We start from the raw sequence: 19,820 nt of genomic DNA on the forward strand, positions 1-19,820 counted from the left end.
TCGTTCCGTTATTCAGCTGTTTTCTTTGTTCGAGGCTTTTTTACCGCCGCTTTTTCGGTTTTTGTATCGGTCGTCTCTTCTGCAGCAGGCTCAGTCGCTGCTGTTCTTTTTTTGCTTACAGCGGACTTGGCTCTTGCAGGAGCCTTCGTGTCCGCAGCAGACTTAGCAGATGCAGCTTTTTTTGCCTTGGTGCTTGTAGCGGGTTTTGTTGCATCTGCTCCTTCTTCGCCTGCAATAGACTTGGCGCTTGCCCTTTTTTTTGTCTTGGTACTGCTAACGGGTTCTTCTGCATCCGCGGCGGATTTGGAAGCTCTGCTTGTTTTTTTTGCCGAGGATGTCTTCTTGGGTTTTTGTTCAGCGTTTTGCTCTGAGGCAGGCTGATCGGTTGTGCCGGTATCCTGCAAGAGGGCTTGTTCAAGCGCCTCGACACGTTCCGACGTTTCGTACTGTTTAAGCTGTACAACCTGCGCTTGTGCCTGCTCGAACCGTTTTGTGTTGCGGTACACACAGGCAAGGTCGTAATGCAGGTCGGGGCTGTCGGCAAAGGCTTCAAGTCCTGTCCGCAGTGTTACCTCTGCACGGGCATAGTCGCCTTTTTGAACGGATATGGATGCAATCAGCTGATATATCCGTACGGACGGCTGAATATCGAGCGCCTTAACCAAACCGTCATCGGCTTCGTTTAGAAGGAAGAGCGCATAGTCGTTTTCAGCCTTATCGGTGAGAAGCTCGGGATTTTTCGGATCGAGTTTTAATGCCTTATAGTACCACTGCTGCGCTTCTTCGCGGGCATCGTCGTCGGCAAATGCATTCGCTAAGGCATGGAACGCAGCTGCCCGATTCCGTTCTACCGCAAGGTCGGCAGTTCCGTTTTCAATATCGAAGAGCGGCAGGCACTTTGCAAGCTGTCCTTTCCTGCGTTGTACTTCAAGGTAGTTTACCAACAGGGATACCTCATCGGGCAGCAGCCTGCGCGCTTCCGCAACTGCCGCTTCCGCCTGTTCAATATCGTTTTCGCTCAATGCTGCTAATGCACGTAAATTATGCACCCAACCGTTTTGAGGATCGGCGGCGAGCGCTTGTTCCAATACCGGTTGATATTTTCCATTACTTAAATAGAGCGCTTCCGCTAACCGGAACTGATATAATCCGTATTCGGGTTCAAGGTCACACGCTTTTTTAAATGCTTTGACCGCCTCTTTCGGTTCATCTGTTTTGAGCAGCAGTCCGTACAGGTACCAGTCAGCGGAATCTTTTGAACCTTTTTTGCACGCCGTTTTTAATTTGAGCAAGGCATCATCGTATCTGCCCACTGCGTAAGCATATTTTCCGGCAATCGAAAGCGTTCGGGGATCATTCGGCGCTATACGTTCCAATATCGTAATAACTTCCGAGAGGTCATCGTAGGCTTCCTGCTGTAAAAACGCGCGCGCAGCCTGCATATATGCATCTACCGCTTCCGGCTTTTTCCCGCAATCGTAGAGTTCATTCGCCTGATGGAAGGCAAAAAGCCCCTGATTGGGACTGATTGTGAAAGCTCGCCGGTATGCTTCGGCCGCTTCTTGGTGCTTTCCCAGCGCATGGTATAAATGTCCTTCAAGGTTTGAGAGGAATGAGGATTGCGCCACCATCGGCTTTGGAACTTTTTGCAGTAAACGCTGTAAATCTTCATACCGTTCAGCCCGATAGTAAATGCCGCCGAGCTCCGCAAAAGCTTCCTCGTTGGAGGAATTCGCTTCCAAGACCGATTGAAATTCCCGCTCGGCTTCGTCAAGCATCCGCTGCGCAAAATAAATGCGGCCTGCCAGTATCCGATCCGCTTCTTCCGGCTCCTTTAACCGCGCTGCAGCCCGGAGCTGGAGCAGGGCAGGGACATACCGCCCCATCGCATAGAGCGTTTTTGCAAGGCTGATGCGGGCATCCGGCGGCACAGCAGAAAATTCGTTCGCTTCCGTGTATGCCGTTTCTACCGTCATCGGGATGGAGTTTAGTGAAAAGCGAGAAAGCTGCGCGGTAACCTGCGGGTAGCTTTCCCAGTTTTGAATCGCAAAGGCAATTTTTCCCGCTGCCTGAATGGTGTCATCCTCGCAGCAGGCAACCCAATGGCCGTTTATCAAAATGGTGATGGTCGTATTATTCGCGATCAGTTTTATTGAGTATGCACGTTTTGTATCCGTCTCTTCTTTATGATTTGAATGGTCTGAATAGGAATGATCTGGATCGGAGTGATCTGAACCATGATGATCGGCGTCGGAATGAGCGGAACCGGGGATTTTTACCCATCCTAGGAGGGGCATCGGAGTGCTGTTGACGACCGCATCGAGCCTTACCCATCCCGCATTGGAGATCATCAGCGCATAAAAGGTACTTTGGCTGATATAACGGAACAGGATTCCGGCAGCGAATCCTCCCGCCTTATCGGTTGGTGTATTCGACCCATCCGGCTTTTTTGCGGGTTCCGGCAAACGGATATCCGCTTCGATAATCACATCCTTATAGCGGAATACCGGATTGACCGTCCACGCATAGAGATGCTTCCGCTGCGCTTCGAGCGTGATGCTGCCCGTATTGTTTCCGGCAGGCTCAGGCGGTGTGAAAGCTGCCGTATATCCGTCACCCGTTTCAGCAGCAAACCGGCAGTTTTCAGGCTTGGAAAAATCTGCCTGCCATTGTTCTTCAACGATTTCTTCATAATCAATCGGAATTTCTTCTTTAGGCTTCCGCAGATTTTTAATCTTACTTTTAAAATAATCGATGTAAAGTTTGAACATCCCCATACATTAAAAATAGCGAAAAAGAGAAAAAAAGTCTATCGAAGAAATAAATCAGAGCAATCCCAGCAGTTATTTTTATTGGTAAATGCCTTTCATGTAAAACTTAGTCCGGTGTTTAAGTTCTAATATTTCTCAATATATTTTGCTAACAAGCGAGGTGTAATAAAAAGAAATGTACTGCCACAAGACGGAAGCCGGTCATTCCTTTTTGTTTTCTATACATCCGGTACCGAACATATTCTTTTTTTAGGAAACCTCGGGAATGGCGAAAAAGTAATAACTTTTGAGCCATCCCCTTATCAGTTAAAATTCAACTTTAGGTGCCGTTGCTGCTTGCTCATCAGCCTTAAAATATGCCTTTTCTCTAAAGCCGAACATATTGGCGAGAAACGCTTGCGGGAAACGCCTAATCTGTAGATTATATGTCTGTACCGCCTCATTAAAACGCTTTCGTTCTACGGCAATGCGGTTTTCGGTTCCTTCAAGCTGGCTTTGCAAGTCGCGGAAGTTTTCATTCGCTTTCAATTCAGGGTAATTTTCCGCAATGGCAAGCAGCCGCTGCAGTGCCCCGCCTAACTCGTTCTGTGCTTTTTGGAATTTTTCAAACGATTCGGGATTGTTGAGTACTTCGTCCGAAACATTGATAACGCCGCCTGCTCTGGAGCGCATTTCCGCAATTTCGGTAAAGACTTTTTCCTCATGGCTTGCATAGCCTTTTACGGTGTTAACAAGGTTGGGGATTAAATCAAAACGGCGCTGGTATACGTTTTCTACCTGACTCCATGCCGCTTTAACGTTTTCATCCGCCGCTACCATCGAATTATACGAACTGGTTACACAACCGTACAGCGAAAAAATAATCAGCACAATAATGCCGAGAATAATGAGTCCTGTTTTTAATCCTTTGCTCATAACCGGATGCTCCTATCAAAAAATTTAAAGTATTATTTGGCACACTGATGCATGCCAAATAATCAACGGCGAAGTATAGAGCATTTAGCGAAAAGAAACAACGTTCCGAAGTCTATAAGTGTAGGGCTTCAGCATGAAAGAAAGGCTGTAACGGCAGACGGTTTCGCCGGTACAGGTGGAAGACTGTACAGTTAAGAGGGATTCCGAAGGAGATTGGGAGGAGCTTGAATTTGCTGGGGAATAAGCAAATAGCTTTCAAATTGCATTTTAAGGAATAATCTGTTTGCATAATCAACAACCCCGACGCAAGCGTCGGGGTATTAAACCCTCCGCACGAATAAAAGTAATCCACGCTTGACATTCATTCTCCTTTTTAGTAACATTGTTATTGATTAATAGAAGAGTTATTAGAATATGAACAAGTATACGGAAAAAATATTGGCCGATAAGGATGAGCTCAACACACGGGCAAAGATTTTGCGCGCTGCAAAACAGGAGTTTTTTACCAATGGCTTTGCAGATACTAACGTGCGCGCCATTGCAGAGAAAGCAGGGGTTACAACAGGGGCGCTGTATAATCTTTTTGATAACAAGGACGGCATATTCGAAGCTCTGGTAAGCGGTGTGTTCGATGAATTTTTAGACATCGTAACGCATCACGATATATTCGATGCTGAAAATTTTGGCATGAAAACAAGCGATCTTTCTGCAATTACCGAACTATCACAACATCGGTTCTTAAAAATGGTGGATTTTTTTTATGATAATTGGGATGCGATGAAATTGATTGTCTGCTGTTCGAAGGGAAGCTCCTACGAGCATATTTTCGATAAAGCAATCGATGTAACTGAAAGAGAAACACTTCAATGGCTGAAACAAGACGGCGTTAAAATGTCGCGGCGCATACGTTTTTTTATTCATGTCATGGTAACGTCTCACTTTGAAAATCTAAAAGAAATTTTTTATCATAACTTAAAAAAATCGGAAGCAGTGGAATATATACTCGACTTTAACGTATACCATTGTGCCGGCTGGAAACAATATTGGATGGAACAAGTAAAGGGTTAAAGGTTAATGGAATAAACATTTTTGAAAATAGGTGGAGCAGATGCAAGGCGCAAGCAAAAATTAACCGGAGCCGTACTTTGTGTACGGTGAGGATTAATTTTTGTGAAGCAACGCAGCAGATGCCCGCATATTTTCAAAAAATAAAGGAGTTTATTTTATATGGATACATATAAAAGGTTGTTTAAATATACGCCGGAGAAAATACACTGTGCGTATATTTCGGTGGTGTGTGCTACGCTGGGAGTTGCTTCTCAGATGGGGGCATTTTGGTTTTTATGGAAGTTCTTGTACGCGCTTTTGGTTACCAAAAACGTTACGGACGGGTCGATGTACGCAACGGTGATTGTTTCGCTGTTGGCGGGCTATTCGGTTGTATACTTTTGTGCTTTGTGGGCGTCGCACGTGCTTGGGTTCCGGCTTGAATCGAATTTACGCAAAACGGCAATCAACCATTTGATGAATGCATCGTTTGCTTTTTTTGATATGAACCCGTCGGGAAAAATTCGTAAGCTCATTGACGACAATGCACAAGAGACGCACATGCTGGTTGCGCATTTAATTCCCGATAATATTTCCGCATTGTTTACGCCGATTTTTATGTTTATCATTGTATTTGCAGTTGATGTAAAACTCGGGCTTTTGCTGCTTGCCGTTGCTCTTATCGGTGGTGCGCAGATGATGTTTATGATGGGCAATAAAGATTTTATGCGGAAGTATCAAGCGGCGTTGGAACGGATGAATGCCGAAGCAGTTGAATATGTCCGCGGTATGCAGATTGTAAAAATCTTTAGAAGCACGGTTGAATCTTTTAAAGCGTTTTACGAAGCAATTACCGGCTATTCCGATTTAGCATATAAGTACACGCTCAGCTGCCGTACGCCGTATGTGATGTTTCAAGTGCTGTTTAACCTGTTTGCGGTGTTCACCATTCCAGCTGCTATTTATTTTATGAACAAGGGGGCGGACGCTAACCTCATCATTGCAAAGCTCGTCTTTTTTGTCTGTATCGCCGGTGTGCTTTTTTCGGCATTTATGCGCGTGATGTATGTCGGTATGTATAACTTTCAAGCAAAAAGCGTTGTAGATAAACTCGAAAATCTTTTTGCAGATATGGAAAAGGATAACCTTGAACACGGTACGGAAGAAACCTTTGAGAACTTCGGTATTGAATTTAAAAACGTATCGTTCGGTTACACGGAAGAAAAGATTTTAAATGATGTCAGTTTTACATTGGAACCGAATAAAACATACGCACTGGTCGGATCATCAGGCGGAGGAAAAAGTACAATAGCAAAATTGATTTCGGGCTTTTATAAAATAAATTCGGGTAAAATTTTAATCGGCGGAAAAAATATTTCGTCATATTCAAAAAATGCGCTGATGCGCAGTATCGCCTTTGTGTTCCAAACCTCGAAGCTCTTTAAAACAAGTATTTTTGAAAATGTTAAAATGGGGAATAAAAATGCAAGTGATGAAGAAGTGATGAATGCGCTTCGGCTTGCCCGCTGCGAAGATATTTTAGCAAAATTCCCTGAACGTGAAAAAACGATTATCGGTTCAAAGGGTGTACACTTATCTGGCGGAGAAATTCAGCGTGTTGCGATTGCCCGCGCTATTTTGAAAAATGCGGATATTATCATTCTTGATGAAGCCTCCGCCGCTGCCGACCCGGAAAATGAATACGAAATTCAGCAGGCGTTTTCCAATTTGATGAAAAACAAAACGGTTATTATGATTGCGCACCGGTTAAGCTCGATTAAAAATGTCGATGAAATCTTGGTTGTCGAAGACGGAAATATCGTTGAACGCGGCAGCGATGCGGAGCTGATGCAGAAGGGCGGAAAATACAGCCGATTGCAAAATCTATATTCTAAAGCGAATGAGTGGAGAGTATAACAATGACTAAATTACAAAAATGGTTCGGGGTAACCGAATCGGGGGCAAAAGGGATTGTTACGGCATCGGTATGGTCGATGCTTGCGGATGTCGCATTTATTCTACCGATGTTTGTGATGATGTTTTTTTTGCAAAGTTATTTTGACGGGACGCTGCAGTCGGCGGGATTTTATATCGGTATTATTGCTGCGCTTGCAGTTGTGATGTATGTGCTTGTGCATATCAATTACAATACGCTCTACACCGCGACATTCAAAGAATGTAAAGAACTGCGCGTGAATATTGCAGACCGGCTCAAGGCGCTGCCGCTTGCGTATTTTTCCAAACACGATGTTTCCGACTTATCGCAAACGGTGATGACTGATGTTGCTGCAATCGAACATGCGCTGAGCCACGCAATTCCGCAAACAATCGGTCTTGTGTTCTATTTGACTATACTTGGCGTCGTGATGATTGCAGCCCATCCGGGATTGGGCTTATGCGTATTTGTTCCGATTATTATCAGCTTTATTCTCTTAATCCTGTCGAAAAAAATTCAGATACGGGAGACAACGCGGGACTTTCATAAACAGCGTGAGCGCACGGAATTTTTTCAAGAAGCGATAGAACTGCAACAGGAAATTAAAAGCTATGGGCTGACGGAAGACACGGCTGAAAAACTAAACCGCAATGTCGATGAAGCGGAGAAATTGCACTTAACTGTGGAAGCACATCAAGCGATCCCTCTCAACATTGCACTGCTGTTTTTAAAGTTTTCCATCGGCGTTACCGTATTTTTCGGACTCAAAATGTATCTTGCAGGAACAGCCCCGCTTTTGTATCTTATCGGATATATTATTGCCGCTGCCCGTATTGTAGATGCCGTTGCAGGTGTAGAAATGAATCTTGCAGAGCTGATGTATATCGATGCACGGGTTAAACGCATAAACGAGCTGCGCGAAACAAAAACGCAGGAAGGCGAACCTGCTTCTTTGCAGCATTATGGTATTCAATTTAAAGATGTGGAGTTTTCGTATAACGATGGACAAAAGATTATCGACGGTATTTCGTTTACGGCGGAACAAAATAAAGTTACCGCGCTTGTCAGTCCCTCCGGCTGCGGAAAAACAACCGTACTCCGGCTTGCATCCCGTCTTTATGATTACGGCAAGGGACAAATCCTCATCGACGGCAAAGACATTGCAACAATTGATACCGACAGCCTTTTCGATAAAATTTCGATTGTCTTTCAGGATGTCGGGCTTTTTAATACCTCGATTATGGAAAATATCCGCGTCGGAAATAAAAACGCAAGCGATAACGACGTAAAAGAAGCTGCCCGTCTTGCAAACTGCGCCGAGTTTATCGAAGCGCTGCCGGACGGCTACAATACAGTCATCGGCGAAAACGGCAGCAGGCTTTCCGGCGGAGAGCGTCAGCGTCTTTCCATTGCGCGCGCCCTTTTGAAAAATGCGCCGATTATCATCCTTGACGAAATCAGCGCCTCGCTCGATGTTGAAAACGAAATGAAAATACAGGAGAGTCTTAACACGCTCATAAAAGGTAAAACGGTGATTATCATTTCGCACCGCTTAAAGTCAATCGAAAACGCTGATAAAATCATCGTAATGAATCAGGGCAAAGTTGATGCAGAAGGTACGCACGCAGAGCTGTTACAAAAATCGGCGCTGTACCGAAATATGATTGAGAAATCAGGGTTGACTGAACACTATACCTATTGAAAATATACGGCATATCTACTTCGCCGCTCGTTCAACGAAGTACGTTCGTGTACTTCGCTGAGCACAAGTTTGCCCTTGCAAACTTGTAGCCCAAAAATGTACACAGATGTACATTTTTTTAGCGATGGCATCCATGCCGCTGATTTCATGCAGCAGGGAGTTCGCCTAGCGAACTCGTAGCCCAAGGATGTGCAAAGACGCTTGACACAAAGGTAAAAGTGCGTATAATAATGAATGAATTATATGAAATATTCATTCATATCAACAACAGGATACAGAGATGGACGACAAAAAAGAACGGCTGACATCCGCAGCACATTCATTATTTTTAAAAAACGGCTATAAAAACACCAATATTGCTCAAATTGCAAAAAAAGCAGGTGTTGCCGTCGGATCATTCTATAACTACTATGCTTCAAAAGAAGATATATTTTTAGCGGTCTATATAGAAGAAAATGAGACGATGCGAAGTCATCTAATACAACAGATTGATTGGAAAGGGGATGTCGAGCAAATTATTGATGAGCTTTTCTCATACAGTTTTAAAAATATTATGAATAATAAAATTCTGATCGAGTGGAATAATGGCGCTGTTTCACAAATGCTGCATAGCTACTATTATTCAAAAACAGGCATAAAAAATAATTCTTTTCATCATTTTTTACAGAAAATTTTTACTAAATGGATGAGAGAACGAAGTCTCACTTCTGATGCAATCGAGAAAATATTAAAAGTATTTGATTTCATCTACTACATAGACTGTCATGTTACAGGGGATGAGTTTACGGGTTATGGCGAAGCGCTGCAAACATTTGTAAAGTATTTTGTCAAAGGCATTTTGTCGGAAGTCTCATCTAATACATAGCGGCTTAAGCCTTATTCTAAAAGATGAAAGAGAATCCTGTGTTTTTTATATCAGAAAATGAATGAATTTTAAAATTTATTCATTCATACTTAAAAAGGAGATCTGTGTGCGCAACGGAGATAAAAATTATACGGCAAGTATTTTGGTTAATTGTTTAACTATGGGAAGAATACCGCTTTCTGTTTTGGCATATATACTCGTATCTGCAGAGGAAATCAAAATGCTATCGTATCTATTCCTATTTACGGCTATTGCCGCAAGCGATTTTTTTGACGGAAAAGCTGCGCGGGCATTCCATGTGCAAAGCAATCTTGGTGCGGCAGCAGATGTGTTTTGCGATTTTTTTTATATCATAACTTCTTGCTATGCACTCTATCGAAAAGGGTTATTTCCATTATGGATGATAGCACTCATTGCACTCAAGCTAGTGGAATTTATCATGACATCCCTAGCAATACAAAATAGAAACAGCTGTCGGCATATTTTTTGCTTTGATTATATTGGGCGATATATCGCAGTTGTTTTTTATGCATTGCCGTCAATGATTATCATCTTTGATCGATTTATGCCCGCATATATCTTTTATCGCACGTCATATGTGCTATACGTTACATTGTTATTTTTTTCTATTTTTTCAAGCATCAAACGAATCAGGCTACTAGCATAATGAACATTTTCTCAGATGATCTGTTTGTAAACAGTTCCTATTTTTCTGCTATTATTCGTGCGGGGGTAATACCCCGACGGTTGCGTCGTAACAAAGGGTATTAAAGCCGACTGTAACCACCTTATGAGAACAACATACCTACAGAGTAGATTAGTATAGCCTTTTATCGCATATACGACACTACAGGATATCTTTATCATTGAATATTTTATTCAACGTTCGTTTATATGAATTGATCAAATGTTTTCTGATCATTCGTTTTGCTTTATCGGGATCGTTCTTTTTAATTGCTTCTGCAATAGCAAGATGTTCATTAAATACGGTTTGCGCATCGATCGAATTATTGTACACGGATTTATTTTCAAAGCGGAGATAGTTATCCAAGATCAATTCCGTTTCCCTATAAAGCCATTTATTGTTTGTTGCCTTTGCTATTGCTCTGTGAAATGTATGATCCAATCGATAGAGTTTTATTCCGTCTCTTGTTTCCAGTTGATCTTCAAGATTCTGTAAGCAATTAAAAATATCTTTTACACTCTGATCATTTGCCCGTGCTGCTGCGAGGTATGCATTATTCTGTTCCGTTAATAACCGTATCTCTAAAATATCTTTGGCGATTTCATCGGTAACCGGAACAACTTTTACGCCTCTCCCTCGTGCAAAAGCAACATAGCCTTCTTTTTGTAATTCTAACAAGGCTTCCCGTACAGGCGTTCTGCTGATACCGAGCTCTTCGCATATTTCATCTTGCGAGTATATGGCTCCGACTCTAAACCGGTTAAATAAAACAGCATCTTTTATAAGTTCATAAGCTTGTTCTTTGTATGTCAAAGTTTTTACAACTACACCGCCTATCAAAGACTCTTTTTTATCAGACATATAATCTCCTTCCGGAATTTTTTCACGGTTTCTCTATTTCTCCGTTGAGTTCACTATCTACGTTGAACTTAAATTGACAATCGCAGTACGGAATAACTCTTCTTCTTTTGCAGCGGGATCAATACCTTTCGCACGCATGGATTGCGCAACCGATTCTACCGTTTCTGCAGCACGCTTTCGATCGTATCCCATATTGATAAGAGCCGTGATGATATCCTCAAACTCCGATTTTTTTGCGGTTTCCGCCCGTCCCGTGTCGTGTAATCCGGTGAGTTGTCCTTTCAGAGCAAGCACCATCTTTTGCGCTGTTTTCTTGCCGATACCGGGGATGCTTTGCAGCCGTGCAACATTCCCTGCCTCAAGAGCCGCTTCCAGCGCTGCGCTGTCAAGGCCGGAAAGAATTTTCAGCGCTTGCTTCGGGCCAATCCCGTCAACCTTTGTTAAATCCAAAAAAAGACTCCGCTCCGCCGGTGTTAAAAAACCGAACAGCCTCATCTGATCTTCCCGATGATAGAGCCATGTATAGACCCGTACCGTGCTCCCCGCAGTTCCGAATCGGTCTGCACTCAGGGCAGATACAAAAACTTCCCATTCAATGCCATTGGTTTCTATGTAGATGGATTCCGCCGTTTTACCGGTCAGTGTTCCGCTGATGCTGTTAAACATAGGTTTCTCCTTTGGAAATATATCCGCTTTTAGAGATGCTCTATTCTGAAAATTGCACCGCGGAAGCGCCCTTGGTGATTTCCGTAACAAGCTGAGCAAGCTCATTGCAATATTCAAGTGGAATTGACCCGCTCAGCCGGACGGTTTGTGCAAATTCCGTTTGTGCAAAGCTGATCGGCAGGTGTGCGGCGGCGCGGAGCAGCGGGTTGTGATTCTCATAGCTGCATTCGCAGGTGAACTCCGCTTTTTGAATAAGCGGCTCCGTGTGTACTTTAGCGAGCGCCTCTTTTGCCGCCGTAGAATAGGCTTTGACTAAGCCGCCTGTTCCCAATAGAGTACCGCCGAACCAGCGGGTAACGGTTACAAGAATATTGGTAATTCCGCTTCCTTTTAAGACGGCAAGAACCGGCTGTCCCGCCGTGCCTGGCGGCTCTCCGTCATCGCTGCAACCGAGTACCGCGCCGCTTTCGCCGATAACAAAGGCGTGTACCACGTGCCGGGCATCGCGGTATTGGTCTTTTTGCCGCTTTACGGTCTCTTTAGCTTCCTGCGCATCGTCCGTATAAAACACCTCGGCACGGAACACCGATTTTTTTACGGTAAGTTCCGCCGCAGCTTCGGGTATGGGCATCGATGCTTCGGGGATAGATATCAATATGTCGGGCATAACCGCCGGTTTATCCGTTACTCCTGCGTCCGGCACTACAGTGGGTTCGTGTCGAGTGGCTTGCTCCCGGCTGCGGCTGAGAACTAGCATCCGGCGGCGCCTGTGTTAGCCTGTGCTCCGGTTTCCATTTCCGGCAAGCAGCCGTGCCGGAGCTGCGCGGCACGCAGGGTATTCCGCAACACCATTGCTACGGTTAACGGATCGACACCGCCGGGAACCGGGGTAATCCAGCCGGCTTGTTCAGCGGCGCTTTCAAAGTCAACATCGCCGGTCAGCCTGCTGCTTTTGGGTGCAGTAGGATCGGGGACGCGGTTAATCCCCACGTCGATAACTGTGGCGCCTTTTTTTATCATGCTACCGGTAATGAGCGCCGGATGTCCCGCAGCCGCAATCAAAATATCAGCCTGCCGTGTCAGTGCGGCAAGGTCTTTCGTTTTACTGTGGCAGAGTGTAACGGTTGCATCCGCTGCAGTGAGCAGGGCGGCAAGTGGTTTCCCGACAATCGCAGAGCGCCCGACAATAACCGCATGAGCGCCGCTGAGCAGTATGCCATATTGCCGCAGTGCATACATAATTCCCTGCGGTGTACAGGGGATAAAGCCTGAACTACCGGTAAGCAATCGTCCCAAATTCTCCGGTGTAAAGCCATCGACGTCTTTAGCCGGATCGAGCGGCGCTAGTATCCGTTTGCTGTCCAGCGGGTAGGGAAGGGGCAGCTGAATTAAAATGCCGTCAACGGTATCGTCAGCATTCAGGTTTTGTACGCACGCTGCCAACTCCCGCTCACTTATTGTTTCGGAATACGGAATAATCCTGCTCTGCATTCCCGCTTTTTCCAATGCCCGTACCTTCGTTTTAATGTAGACCTGTGAGGCGGGATCGCTTCCCGATGATACAATCGCAAGGCAGGGCTGCGGATGCTTTTTACAATATGCGGCATTTTCTTGTGTTACCGCTTCGGTCAATGCTTCGGCTAATTTTTTGCCGTCTATAATCTGTGCCATAATCAAGTTCTCTTATTGTAGTATATTAAAATCGCTTTGGGAATATCCGGCGCATTGTATGACGGTCTTTTTTCTGGTATACTTGCCGAGTTATGAGCTGTGTTATATTTACCGGCGGCGGTACCGGAGGGCATATATTCCCCGGTATTGCCGTTGCAGAAGTGTTAAAAAAAGAAACAGGGATACCGATTATCTGGATAGGTTCCAATAACGGCACCGATCGATCGTATGTGTGTAGTGCTGATATTCCGTTTTACGGAATACCGGCAGGAAAGCTCCGACGATATTTCAGCCTCGAAAACCTCATCGATGTGTTTAAAATTATCGGAGGATTCTTCGCTTCGTTGATTATCCTGTTAAGGCTTAAGCCCCGCTTTGTGTTTTCCAAAGGAGGCTTTGTGTCAGTGCCGCCGTGCGTTGCCGCACGGTGTTTAAAAATTCCGGTTATTACGCACGAATGTGATTTTTCACCGGGACTTGCCACAAAAATCAATATGCGGTTTGCCGATCAAGTACTCATCTCTTATGCAAAAACAGCTGAATTTTTTCCGGTTACCGTGCAGAAGAAGCTTATCGTTACCGGAAACCCTGTCCGAATGCGTTTTTATGCAGCCGATGCGGAATCTGGCAAAACTTTTATTCAATATACCGGTGATAAGCCGATCCTATTTGTACAAGGAGGAAGCCTCGGTGCACTCCAGATCAATGTATTGGTAGAGCAAACAATTTTATTTCTTGCGGAATCTTTTTTTGTTGTGCACCAAACCGGCGCTCAGCACCGTGCGCAAGGGGAACGGATTAAGCAGCGTCTAAAGGAAGAACGGCCGGATTTAAGCAGTTGCTATAAACCCTTCCCGTTCATCGTCGAGCAAATGCCCGATGTTCTTGCCGCTTCCGATCTCGTGATGTCGCGTGCAGGTGCTAATACTATCTGGGAAGCGGCTGCAGCCGGAAAGCCGATGCTCTTATTGCCGCTCGAAAAAGGCAGCAGCCGCGGTGATCAAATTGAAAATGCGGAATTTTTTACAGCGCAAGGAGCAGCTATTACACTTCATGCTAAAGATGCATCACCCACTGCGCTTTGCAGTGCATTAACTCATCTTGTAGAGAATCCGGAAAAGTTAAAAGCGATGGCTCAAGCCTCTTCCGCTCTTGCCGGAGAAAAACCTGCTGTTAAAATTGCCCGTCTATTACAACAATGGATGGCAAAATGAGCATCAATATACTTGATACCGTTCTATTGCTTTTCAGTATTGTTGTCATCATAAAAGTTACCATCCGAGGTTTTATCGACGAGTTTTTTTCAATGGCTGCCTTTTTGCTTGCAATTGCCGTCGCCTTTTGGTTTTATCGCCCGCTTTCTTTGCACACAAAGGTGAGCGGACTTTCCCCGGCGGCGATGAAGCTTATCGCTTTTTTTATGATATTTATCGTAGTATTTATAGCGGTTAAACTTTTACAATTATTGATATCTGCCGTTTTCAATAATGAAATTCTCAATAGTCTTGATCATGCGCTCGGGTTTTTTTTAGGTGTATTTGAAGCATATATCGTGCTTATTATTATAATCGCTATCCTACAGCTTCAGCCGTTTTTTAATGTTGATGAGCTTATTGCCCACAGTATTGTTGTGCGAGTACTGGTACCGCTTCCGATAGATAGCGATAATGTCTTACAGATGATCAGAAGCGGTATCTAAGGTGAGAGGCATATATGTTTGAAAATGTACTCGGGCAACCGGTTATCCAGCTGCTCAGCGATGAATCACAGCACGGTAACGTACCACCGGCATTGCTTTTTGCAGGGCCGGAAGCAAGCGGTAAACTCACCGCCGCATTGGAAACAGCACGTATTCTTTCATGTGCTACAGACGGCAGTTGGACATGTACCTGTGAATCCTGCAAACGGCATAAAGACCTATCGGCAAGCGATCTGTTAATCCTCGGAACACGGGATACCGTGCTTGAAACGAAAGCAGCTGCCCGTGCGCTCTGCACCACAAAGACTGCGGCTGCACGGTACCTTTTTATCCGTGCCATACGCAAGCTTACGTCCCGATTTGATTCTCGGTTGTGGGAAACGGACGAACCGCGGTTTGTTAAAGCGGCGCCGATCCTTGCCGACATAGAGGAAGCCTTATCAGACCTTATCAGTCAATATGATAATATGGAAAACCTATCGGGCGAAGAAGACAAAAAACTGGAAAAGCAAACAATAAAAATTGCCGATTTCTGCCAAAAGCTACAAGAAGATTGTATGTATGACACACTTCCCGTTAATCAGGTACGCAAAGCTTCCGCATGGGTGCGTTTAATGCCGGTAGGTAAAAAAAAGGTACTCATTGTCGAAAACGCTGATAAAATGCAAGAATCTGCCCGAAACGCATTTCTCAAGATATTGGAGGAGCCTCCTGAATATGCAGTTTTTATTTTAACGACAACACGCAGAGCCGCTGTTATCCCCACTATTTTATCCCGCGTACGAACCTACCCGTTTATTGAACGGGAAGCTAAGCACCAACAGGCAGTAATCGAACGGGTATTTCGCGATACGCATTTTTGTGTGGCGCTATCTCCATCGCAACCGGTTCGTATCGTTTCATACTTGCAAAGTTTTTTACCGGTTGTCCCCGAATATTTTCGGGAAGCTGCCGCGGCCTTTTGGGAGTATTGCTTAAATAGGGGAGAGCAACAAAAAAGACAATTTACAGTTCTTATTCAAAAACTTACGGCTTATCGGTCCGAACATCCGTCAACCTACGAACCGTCGATTACAGTTATACTGAAACTGCTCAATAATTGTAAACCGCGCCGAATATATATGCTTTTCTTAGAAGCGGCTATCGCTTTTTTGCAGGAAAGTATTCACACCGGCACATGCACGCCGCAGGAATTAGAGCAATACGCTGCTGTTTCTCGTTTTATCCACACGGCGATGCAGTCAGTCGATATTTTTAATGGTGCACCGCAAGCAGCACTGGAAACACTGAGCGAGCAGATTGCCTTTGCCTAAGGATGATCAAGGCAAGCATATCAAATTGGACATTTTAGATTTCCAGTGCAGGTTGCCTCGATGAGTAGGTATCTATAAAGAGGTCAGGGGGAGTTTTTAAAGATTCCCAAGCATTATAACCCGAAGGTGTTTGCCGGATTTACGCCTGCATAAAAATATAACGGATGCTTATCTTCAGGGAAGACTCCTTTCAACCGTTTAGCTTCTTCAACCAGTGCAGGAGCATCCTTAATCACGGTAGTCAGTGCATTGAGGTTCGCAAGATTTTTATTGATAATCAGTTCCGACTTGCGAGCAAGTCCCTGTAGTCGGCATGCAAGGTTGATGCCATAACCGACATAGTCGCGATATTTTAAGGCAGACGCTTCAGCAGATATCTCATACTTATATACTTTTTCCATTACTAAAGCACCGCCAAGCCCTAATTCGGGGTAGGGACTGAAAAGTTCTTCTCCGAGAAACTCGGTATAGGTTTGAAATACCATAATCGCTTCGCCTAATGTTGTCGGGGTTGTCTCGTCCCAAATAACTAAAGCACCGTCCCCAAGGAGCTTATAGTATGAGCATCCGTATCCGAATTGATTTACACAGGATAAAAAGTTTGAAGTGAACGAGGTGATAAGCGAAAACACAGCCTTTTCATCATGTGAGCAAAGAAAGTTGCTGAATCCGCGTACGTCGACACAAAGGATAAGCGCATGAGGTTTTACGTCACCGACATATACGTTATCGAATATATCGACAGGCATCTTTTTCAAACCGGCAAGAGTTGATGCATCCAGCTCAACAGATCCGTTTTCAGCATTAGAAAATACAAGGTTATTAAGCGATACTGTATCCATTTGTACAAAATTTAACATATTTTATTCAAAAAGACAAGGTAAAAATATCTTGTCTTGAATATTTTTAATATTCCTCGCATATTAATAGGGGAGGAGTAATCATATATGCGCCGAATCTCTGTTTTTATGTTTCTGTTGCCTGTATTCTGTTCATGCTGTGTAGTTGCCGACTCACTGCAAGTTATTATTCCGGCTGTTGTAGAGGAAGATGCTGTCCCTATAGACGATGGCAATCTCCTTTTTATGGGAAGCAATCCTTATAGTCCTCCTCTCGTGCTCACTTTCGCAGGAGATCTTATGGCTCATACTGTGAATTTTAATATGAAGTCGTATGATTTAATATACACTGATGTCGAAAAAATATTACATAATGATGATTTAAGTTTTGTAAATGTTGAAACACCGGTCTGCGATGTACTACCGCTTTCGACCTACCCCAGTTTTAATGTGCATACACCTTATGTGCGTGCTGCTGTTCAAGCAGGGTTTGACGTATTGAGTCTCGCGAATAATCACACCAATGATCATGGTAAGATCGGTATTGATGGAACACTTACTGCGATACGGACAGTACAGAAAGAGCGCCTCACTTCCGGCATACTTCCTTCGTTTTTGATATTTTCCGGCTTAAAAGATTCCGAGAATGACCCTATACAGGTAACACCTCTTTTTTATAAGGGATGGAATATCCTATTTTGCTCCGTTACCGAAATTTTGAATTCCTACGATTCATCAAAAGCTCGGCTGTATTACAGTGCACCGACAAAGCAGGGGAGAGAGGCGCTCCTTTCAGTCATTAAAGAGGCACGCAACAGATATCCCTGCGATCTATTTGTCTTAGGGCTCCATCTCAATGAACCTGAATACGGTAGGATTGTTTCGAAAGCGAAAAAGGCGTGGTTTAAACAGCTTGGCGAAGCAGGAGTTGATATTATTTGGGCGCATCATCCGCATGTTATGCAGACATGGGAGACAATTACGGTCGAACGACCTGCACCTTTGCAAGAAGCCACCATGACCGATAACACAACCAATCAAAAAACTTCTGATACCGATATGGCAATTGATGCTAGACATACCGACATATCCGATGTGAAAGAAATCGTTGCCTCAGAACAGTGCAAGGTCTTTTGTATGTATTCTATGGGGAATTTTATTTCTGGGCAACGCTGGCATACACGGTATGATGATCCCGCATTCTATCGTGAATATACCGGAGACGCCGTATTGCTGCAATTAACATGTACGCGAAATAAAGCGGGTAGGGCGGATTTTTCGGTTTTGCCGCTGCTTATAACGCAATACAATGAATCGGCATATCCGGTTGTCAAGCGTTTTACACAGGAATGGCTAGATACGCTCAGCGAAAAGGAAAAGAATTATTTTACGAAGCGGCTTGAACTTATGGAGGCATATCTTCCGATAAATCTAACTACCGAATAAAACACGAGCTTTAGAGCCTTGCCGTTTTCAGTTATTATTCGTTCCGCGCCTTAGAAACAAAACGGGTACATTCGCTGATAAACTCAAGGTTGACGGTAGCAACCGGTCCGTTACGTTGTTTTGCAACGATCAGCTCGGTATCAGGGCTCTCGCGTTTTTCGCGATGTAAGAACATAACGACATCAGCATCCTGTTCGATTGCGCCTGATTCCCGCAAATTTGCAAGTGTCGGAGCTGTACCTTCAGCATCACGCCCTACCTGCGATAGCGCTATGACGGGAATATTAAGTTCGCGGGCGAGGCTTTTAAGCGATTGAGAAATTTCTGCAAAGCGTTCATGGCGCGGAATAGCGTTATTTTCCGAAGCGATTAAACCGAGGTAATCGATAAAGATAATCTTTACCCCCTCTTGCAAGCAGAGTTGCCGCGCCATCGCCCGTAAATCGAGCAGCTTCATATTGGGCATATCGACGATATAGAGCGGTGCTTCATAGAGTCTGCCTGCTGCATCTTGAATTTTTTGAAAATCGGCAAGCTGCAAATTCCCGGAACGGATTTTGGAAGAGGAAACTCGCGATTCCAGAGAGAACAGTCGATGTATCAGCTGCATATTTGACATTTCAAGCGAAAAGAAAGCGGAAGGTATTTTTTTTGTTACCGAAATATAGTCGGCAATGGTAAGTGCCAGCGCAGTTTTTCCGATTGAAGGGCGTGCCCCGATGATAATAAGTTCGGAATTTTGAAAACCGCTGGTAAGGCTATCTAAAAATTCAAAGCCGGAAGGAATCCCAGAAAACTCGTCGCGATGTTGTGTACGCGCTTGGATAATCTCGATTGCTTCCAAAATAAGATCTTTCGGTGTATGAAAGGTCGCCGATTGCCCCGCATCGGTTAAATCAAAGATATTCTTCTGTGCCTGTTCCAGCACGGAAGAGTATGCAACGGTTTGGTCAAAGACATCGGCATAAATCTGCTGCGAAACTCGTAAGAGTGAACGACGAATAGCAGCATCGAGGACAATTTTTGCATAATAGGCAACGTTTGCAGTGCTTGGGACGGTATCGGTGAGTGAGGCGATATAAGCCATACCGCCTACAGAATCAAGCAAACCTTCTTGCCGCAGATGTTCGCTGATAACAAGAAGATCAACCCGATGACCTCCGTTATAAAGATCAACAACAGCTTGGAAGATTTTTTGATGGGCAATTGTATAAAAACTTTCCGCACGAACATACTGCAAAACCGTCCCGATAGAATCCGAGTCAAGCAAGATAGCTCCGAGCACAGCTTGTTCTGCTTCCGTATTATTCGGCGGTATTTTATCCTTTAATGAAGAAAGCTGCTTTATCATGTCTGACATTCTATTTTCCCTGATAATTTTTATATATGAGCATCTATAAAAAC

At 44.3% G+C, this 19,820-nt stretch carries 17 protein-coding genes; 9 read left to right on the plus strand and 8 right to left on the minus strand.

Annotated features, from left to right (window positions below):
* Positions 1 to 8: 8 nt before the first annotated feature.
* A complete protein-coding gene (locus GWP43_RS06830) occupies positions 9 to 2,771 on the minus strand; it encodes a tetratricopeptide repeat protein (protein ID WP_230978129.1) in 2,763 nt (920 codons plus the stop codon).
* Between the two features lie 306 nt (positions 2,772 to 3,077).
* A complete protein-coding gene (locus GWP43_RS06835) occupies positions 3,078 to 3,686 on the minus strand; it encodes a LemA family protein (RefSeq protein ID WP_162663538.1) in 609 nt (202 codons plus the stop codon).
* A 414-nt stretch (positions 3,687 to 4,100) separates the two neighbouring features.
* On the opposite strand from GWP43_RS06835, the gene GWP43_RS06840 reads away from it, so the two are divergent.
* The 5 genes from GWP43_RS06840 (at position 4,101) to GWP43_RS06860 (ending at position 9,903) form a co-directional block, all read left to right on the plus strand.
* On the plus strand, positions 4,101 to 4,754 hold the full coding sequence (locus GWP43_RS06840; RefSeq protein ID WP_162663539.1) for a TetR/AcrR family transcriptional regulator: 654 nt from the start codon (positions 4,101 to 4,103) through the stop codon (positions 4,752 to 4,754).
* 159 nt (positions 4,755 to 4,913) lie between these two features.
* Positions 4,914 to 6,650 (plus strand): ABC transporter ATP-binding protein, encoded by a 1,737-nt coding sequence (locus tag GWP43_RS06845; RefSeq protein WP_162663540.1) that lies wholly within the window; start codon positions 4,914 to 4,916, stop codon positions 6,648 to 6,650.
* A 2-nt stretch (positions 6,651 to 6,652) separates the two neighbouring features.
* Positions 6,653 to 8,371 carry an ABC transporter ATP-binding protein gene (locus GWP43_RS06850; protein WP_162663541.1) on the plus strand — a complete coding sequence of 573 codons (1,719 nt, stop codon included), beginning with the start codon at positions 6,653 to 6,655 and terminating at the stop codon, positions 8,369 to 8,371.
* 280 nt (positions 8,372 to 8,651) lie between these two features.
* Positions 8,652 to 9,236, plus strand: coding sequence for a TetR/AcrR family transcriptional regulator (locus tag GWP43_RS06855; RefSeq protein ID WP_162663542.1), 585 nt, complete (start codon positions 8,652 to 8,654; stop codon positions 9,234 to 9,236).
* A 106-nt stretch (positions 9,237 to 9,342) separates the two neighbouring features.
* The gene (locus tag GWP43_RS06860; RefSeq protein WP_230978130.1) at positions 9,343 to 9,903 is read left to right on the plus strand and encodes a CDP-alcohol phosphatidyltransferase family protein; all 561 of its coding nucleotides are present in this window, start codon (positions 9,343 to 9,345) and stop codon (positions 9,901 to 9,903) included.
* A 180-nt stretch (positions 9,904 to 10,083) separates the two neighbouring features.
* Here the strand turns inward: GWP43_RS06860 and GWP43_RS06865 are convergent, their stop codons facing one another.
* From GWP43_RS06865 to GWP43_RS06880, 4 genes are all read right to left on the minus strand, one after another.
* Positions 10,084 to 10,782 (minus strand): GntR family transcriptional regulator, encoded by a 699-nt coding sequence (locus GWP43_RS06865; protein WP_044016458.1) that lies wholly within the window; start codon positions 10,780 to 10,782, stop codon positions 10,084 to 10,086.
* 57 nt (positions 10,783 to 10,839) lie between these two features.
* Positions 10,840 to 11,448, minus strand: a complete 609-nt coding sequence (gene ruvA / locus GWP43_RS06870) for a Holliday junction branch migration protein RuvA (protein WP_162663544.1) — start codon at positions 11,446 to 11,448, stop codon at positions 10,840 to 10,842.
* A gap of 40 nt (positions 11,449 to 11,488) precedes the next feature.
* On the minus strand, positions 11,489 to 12,079 hold the full coding sequence (locus tag GWP43_RS06875) for an IMPACT family protein (RefSeq protein WP_414162731.1): 591 nt from the start codon (positions 12,077 to 12,079) through the stop codon (positions 11,489 to 11,491).
* 119 nt (positions 12,080 to 12,198) lie between these two features.
* The gene (locus tag GWP43_RS06880) at positions 12,199 to 13,119 is read right to left on the minus strand and encodes a bifunctional 5,10-methylenetetrahydrofolate dehydrogenase/5,10-methenyltetrahydrofolate cyclohydrolase (RefSeq protein ID WP_162663546.1); all 921 of its coding nucleotides are present in this window, start codon (positions 13,117 to 13,119) and stop codon (positions 12,199 to 12,201) included.
* A gap of 92 nt (positions 13,120 to 13,211) precedes the next feature.
* Here GWP43_RS06880 and murG point away from each other — a divergent pair, with 92 nt between their 5' ends.
* From murG to GWP43_RS06895, 3 genes are read left to right on the plus strand one after another with little or no spacing between them, the layout of a single operon-like run.
* Positions 13,212 to 14,333, plus strand: coding sequence for an undecaprenyldiphospho-muramoylpentapeptide beta-N-acetylglucosaminyltransferase (murG, locus tag GWP43_RS06885; RefSeq protein WP_162663547.1), 1,122 nt, complete (start codon positions 13,212 to 13,214; stop codon positions 14,331 to 14,333).
* Entirely contained in the window at positions 14,330 to 14,818 is a 489-nt protein-coding gene (locus GWP43_RS06890) for a CvpA family protein (RefSeq protein WP_162663548.1), read from the plus strand. The genes murG and GWP43_RS06890 overlap by 4 nt, the downstream gene beginning before the upstream one ends.
* 14 nt (positions 14,819 to 14,832) lie before the next feature.
* Positions 14,833 to 16,131 (plus strand): hypothetical protein, encoded by a 1,299-nt coding sequence (locus GWP43_RS06895; protein WP_162663549.1) that lies wholly within the window; start codon positions 14,833 to 14,835, stop codon positions 16,129 to 16,131.
* A gap of 113 nt (positions 16,132 to 16,244) precedes the next feature.
* On the opposite strand, the gene GWP43_RS06900 is transcribed toward GWP43_RS06895, so the two are convergent.
* Positions 16,245 to 16,991 carry a hypothetical protein gene (locus tag GWP43_RS06900; protein WP_230978131.1) on the minus strand — a complete coding sequence of 249 codons (747 nt, stop codon included), beginning with the start codon at positions 16,989 to 16,991 and terminating at the stop codon, positions 16,245 to 16,247.
* A gap of 87 nt (positions 16,992 to 17,078) precedes the next feature.
* Between GWP43_RS06900 and GWP43_RS06905 the strand changes: the two genes are divergently transcribed.
* Positions 17,079 to 18,416, plus strand: coding sequence for a CapA family protein (locus tag GWP43_RS06905; protein WP_162663550.1), 1,338 nt, complete (start codon positions 17,079 to 17,081; stop codon positions 18,414 to 18,416).
* A 34-nt stretch (positions 18,417 to 18,450) separates the two neighbouring features.
* Here the strand turns inward: GWP43_RS06905 and dnaB are convergent, their stop codons facing one another.
* The gene (gene dnaB, locus GWP43_RS06910) at positions 18,451 to 19,776 is read right to left on the minus strand and encodes a replicative DNA helicase (RefSeq protein ID WP_162663551.1); all 1,326 of its coding nucleotides are present in this window, start codon (positions 19,774 to 19,776) and stop codon (positions 18,451 to 18,453) included.
* Positions 19,777 to 19,820: the final 44 nt, after the last annotated feature.

Source organism: Treponema vincentii (assembly GCF_010365865.1).
In the GTDB taxonomy this organism is placed as follows: Bacteria; Spirochaetota; Spirochaetia; order Treponematales; family Treponemataceae; genus Treponema.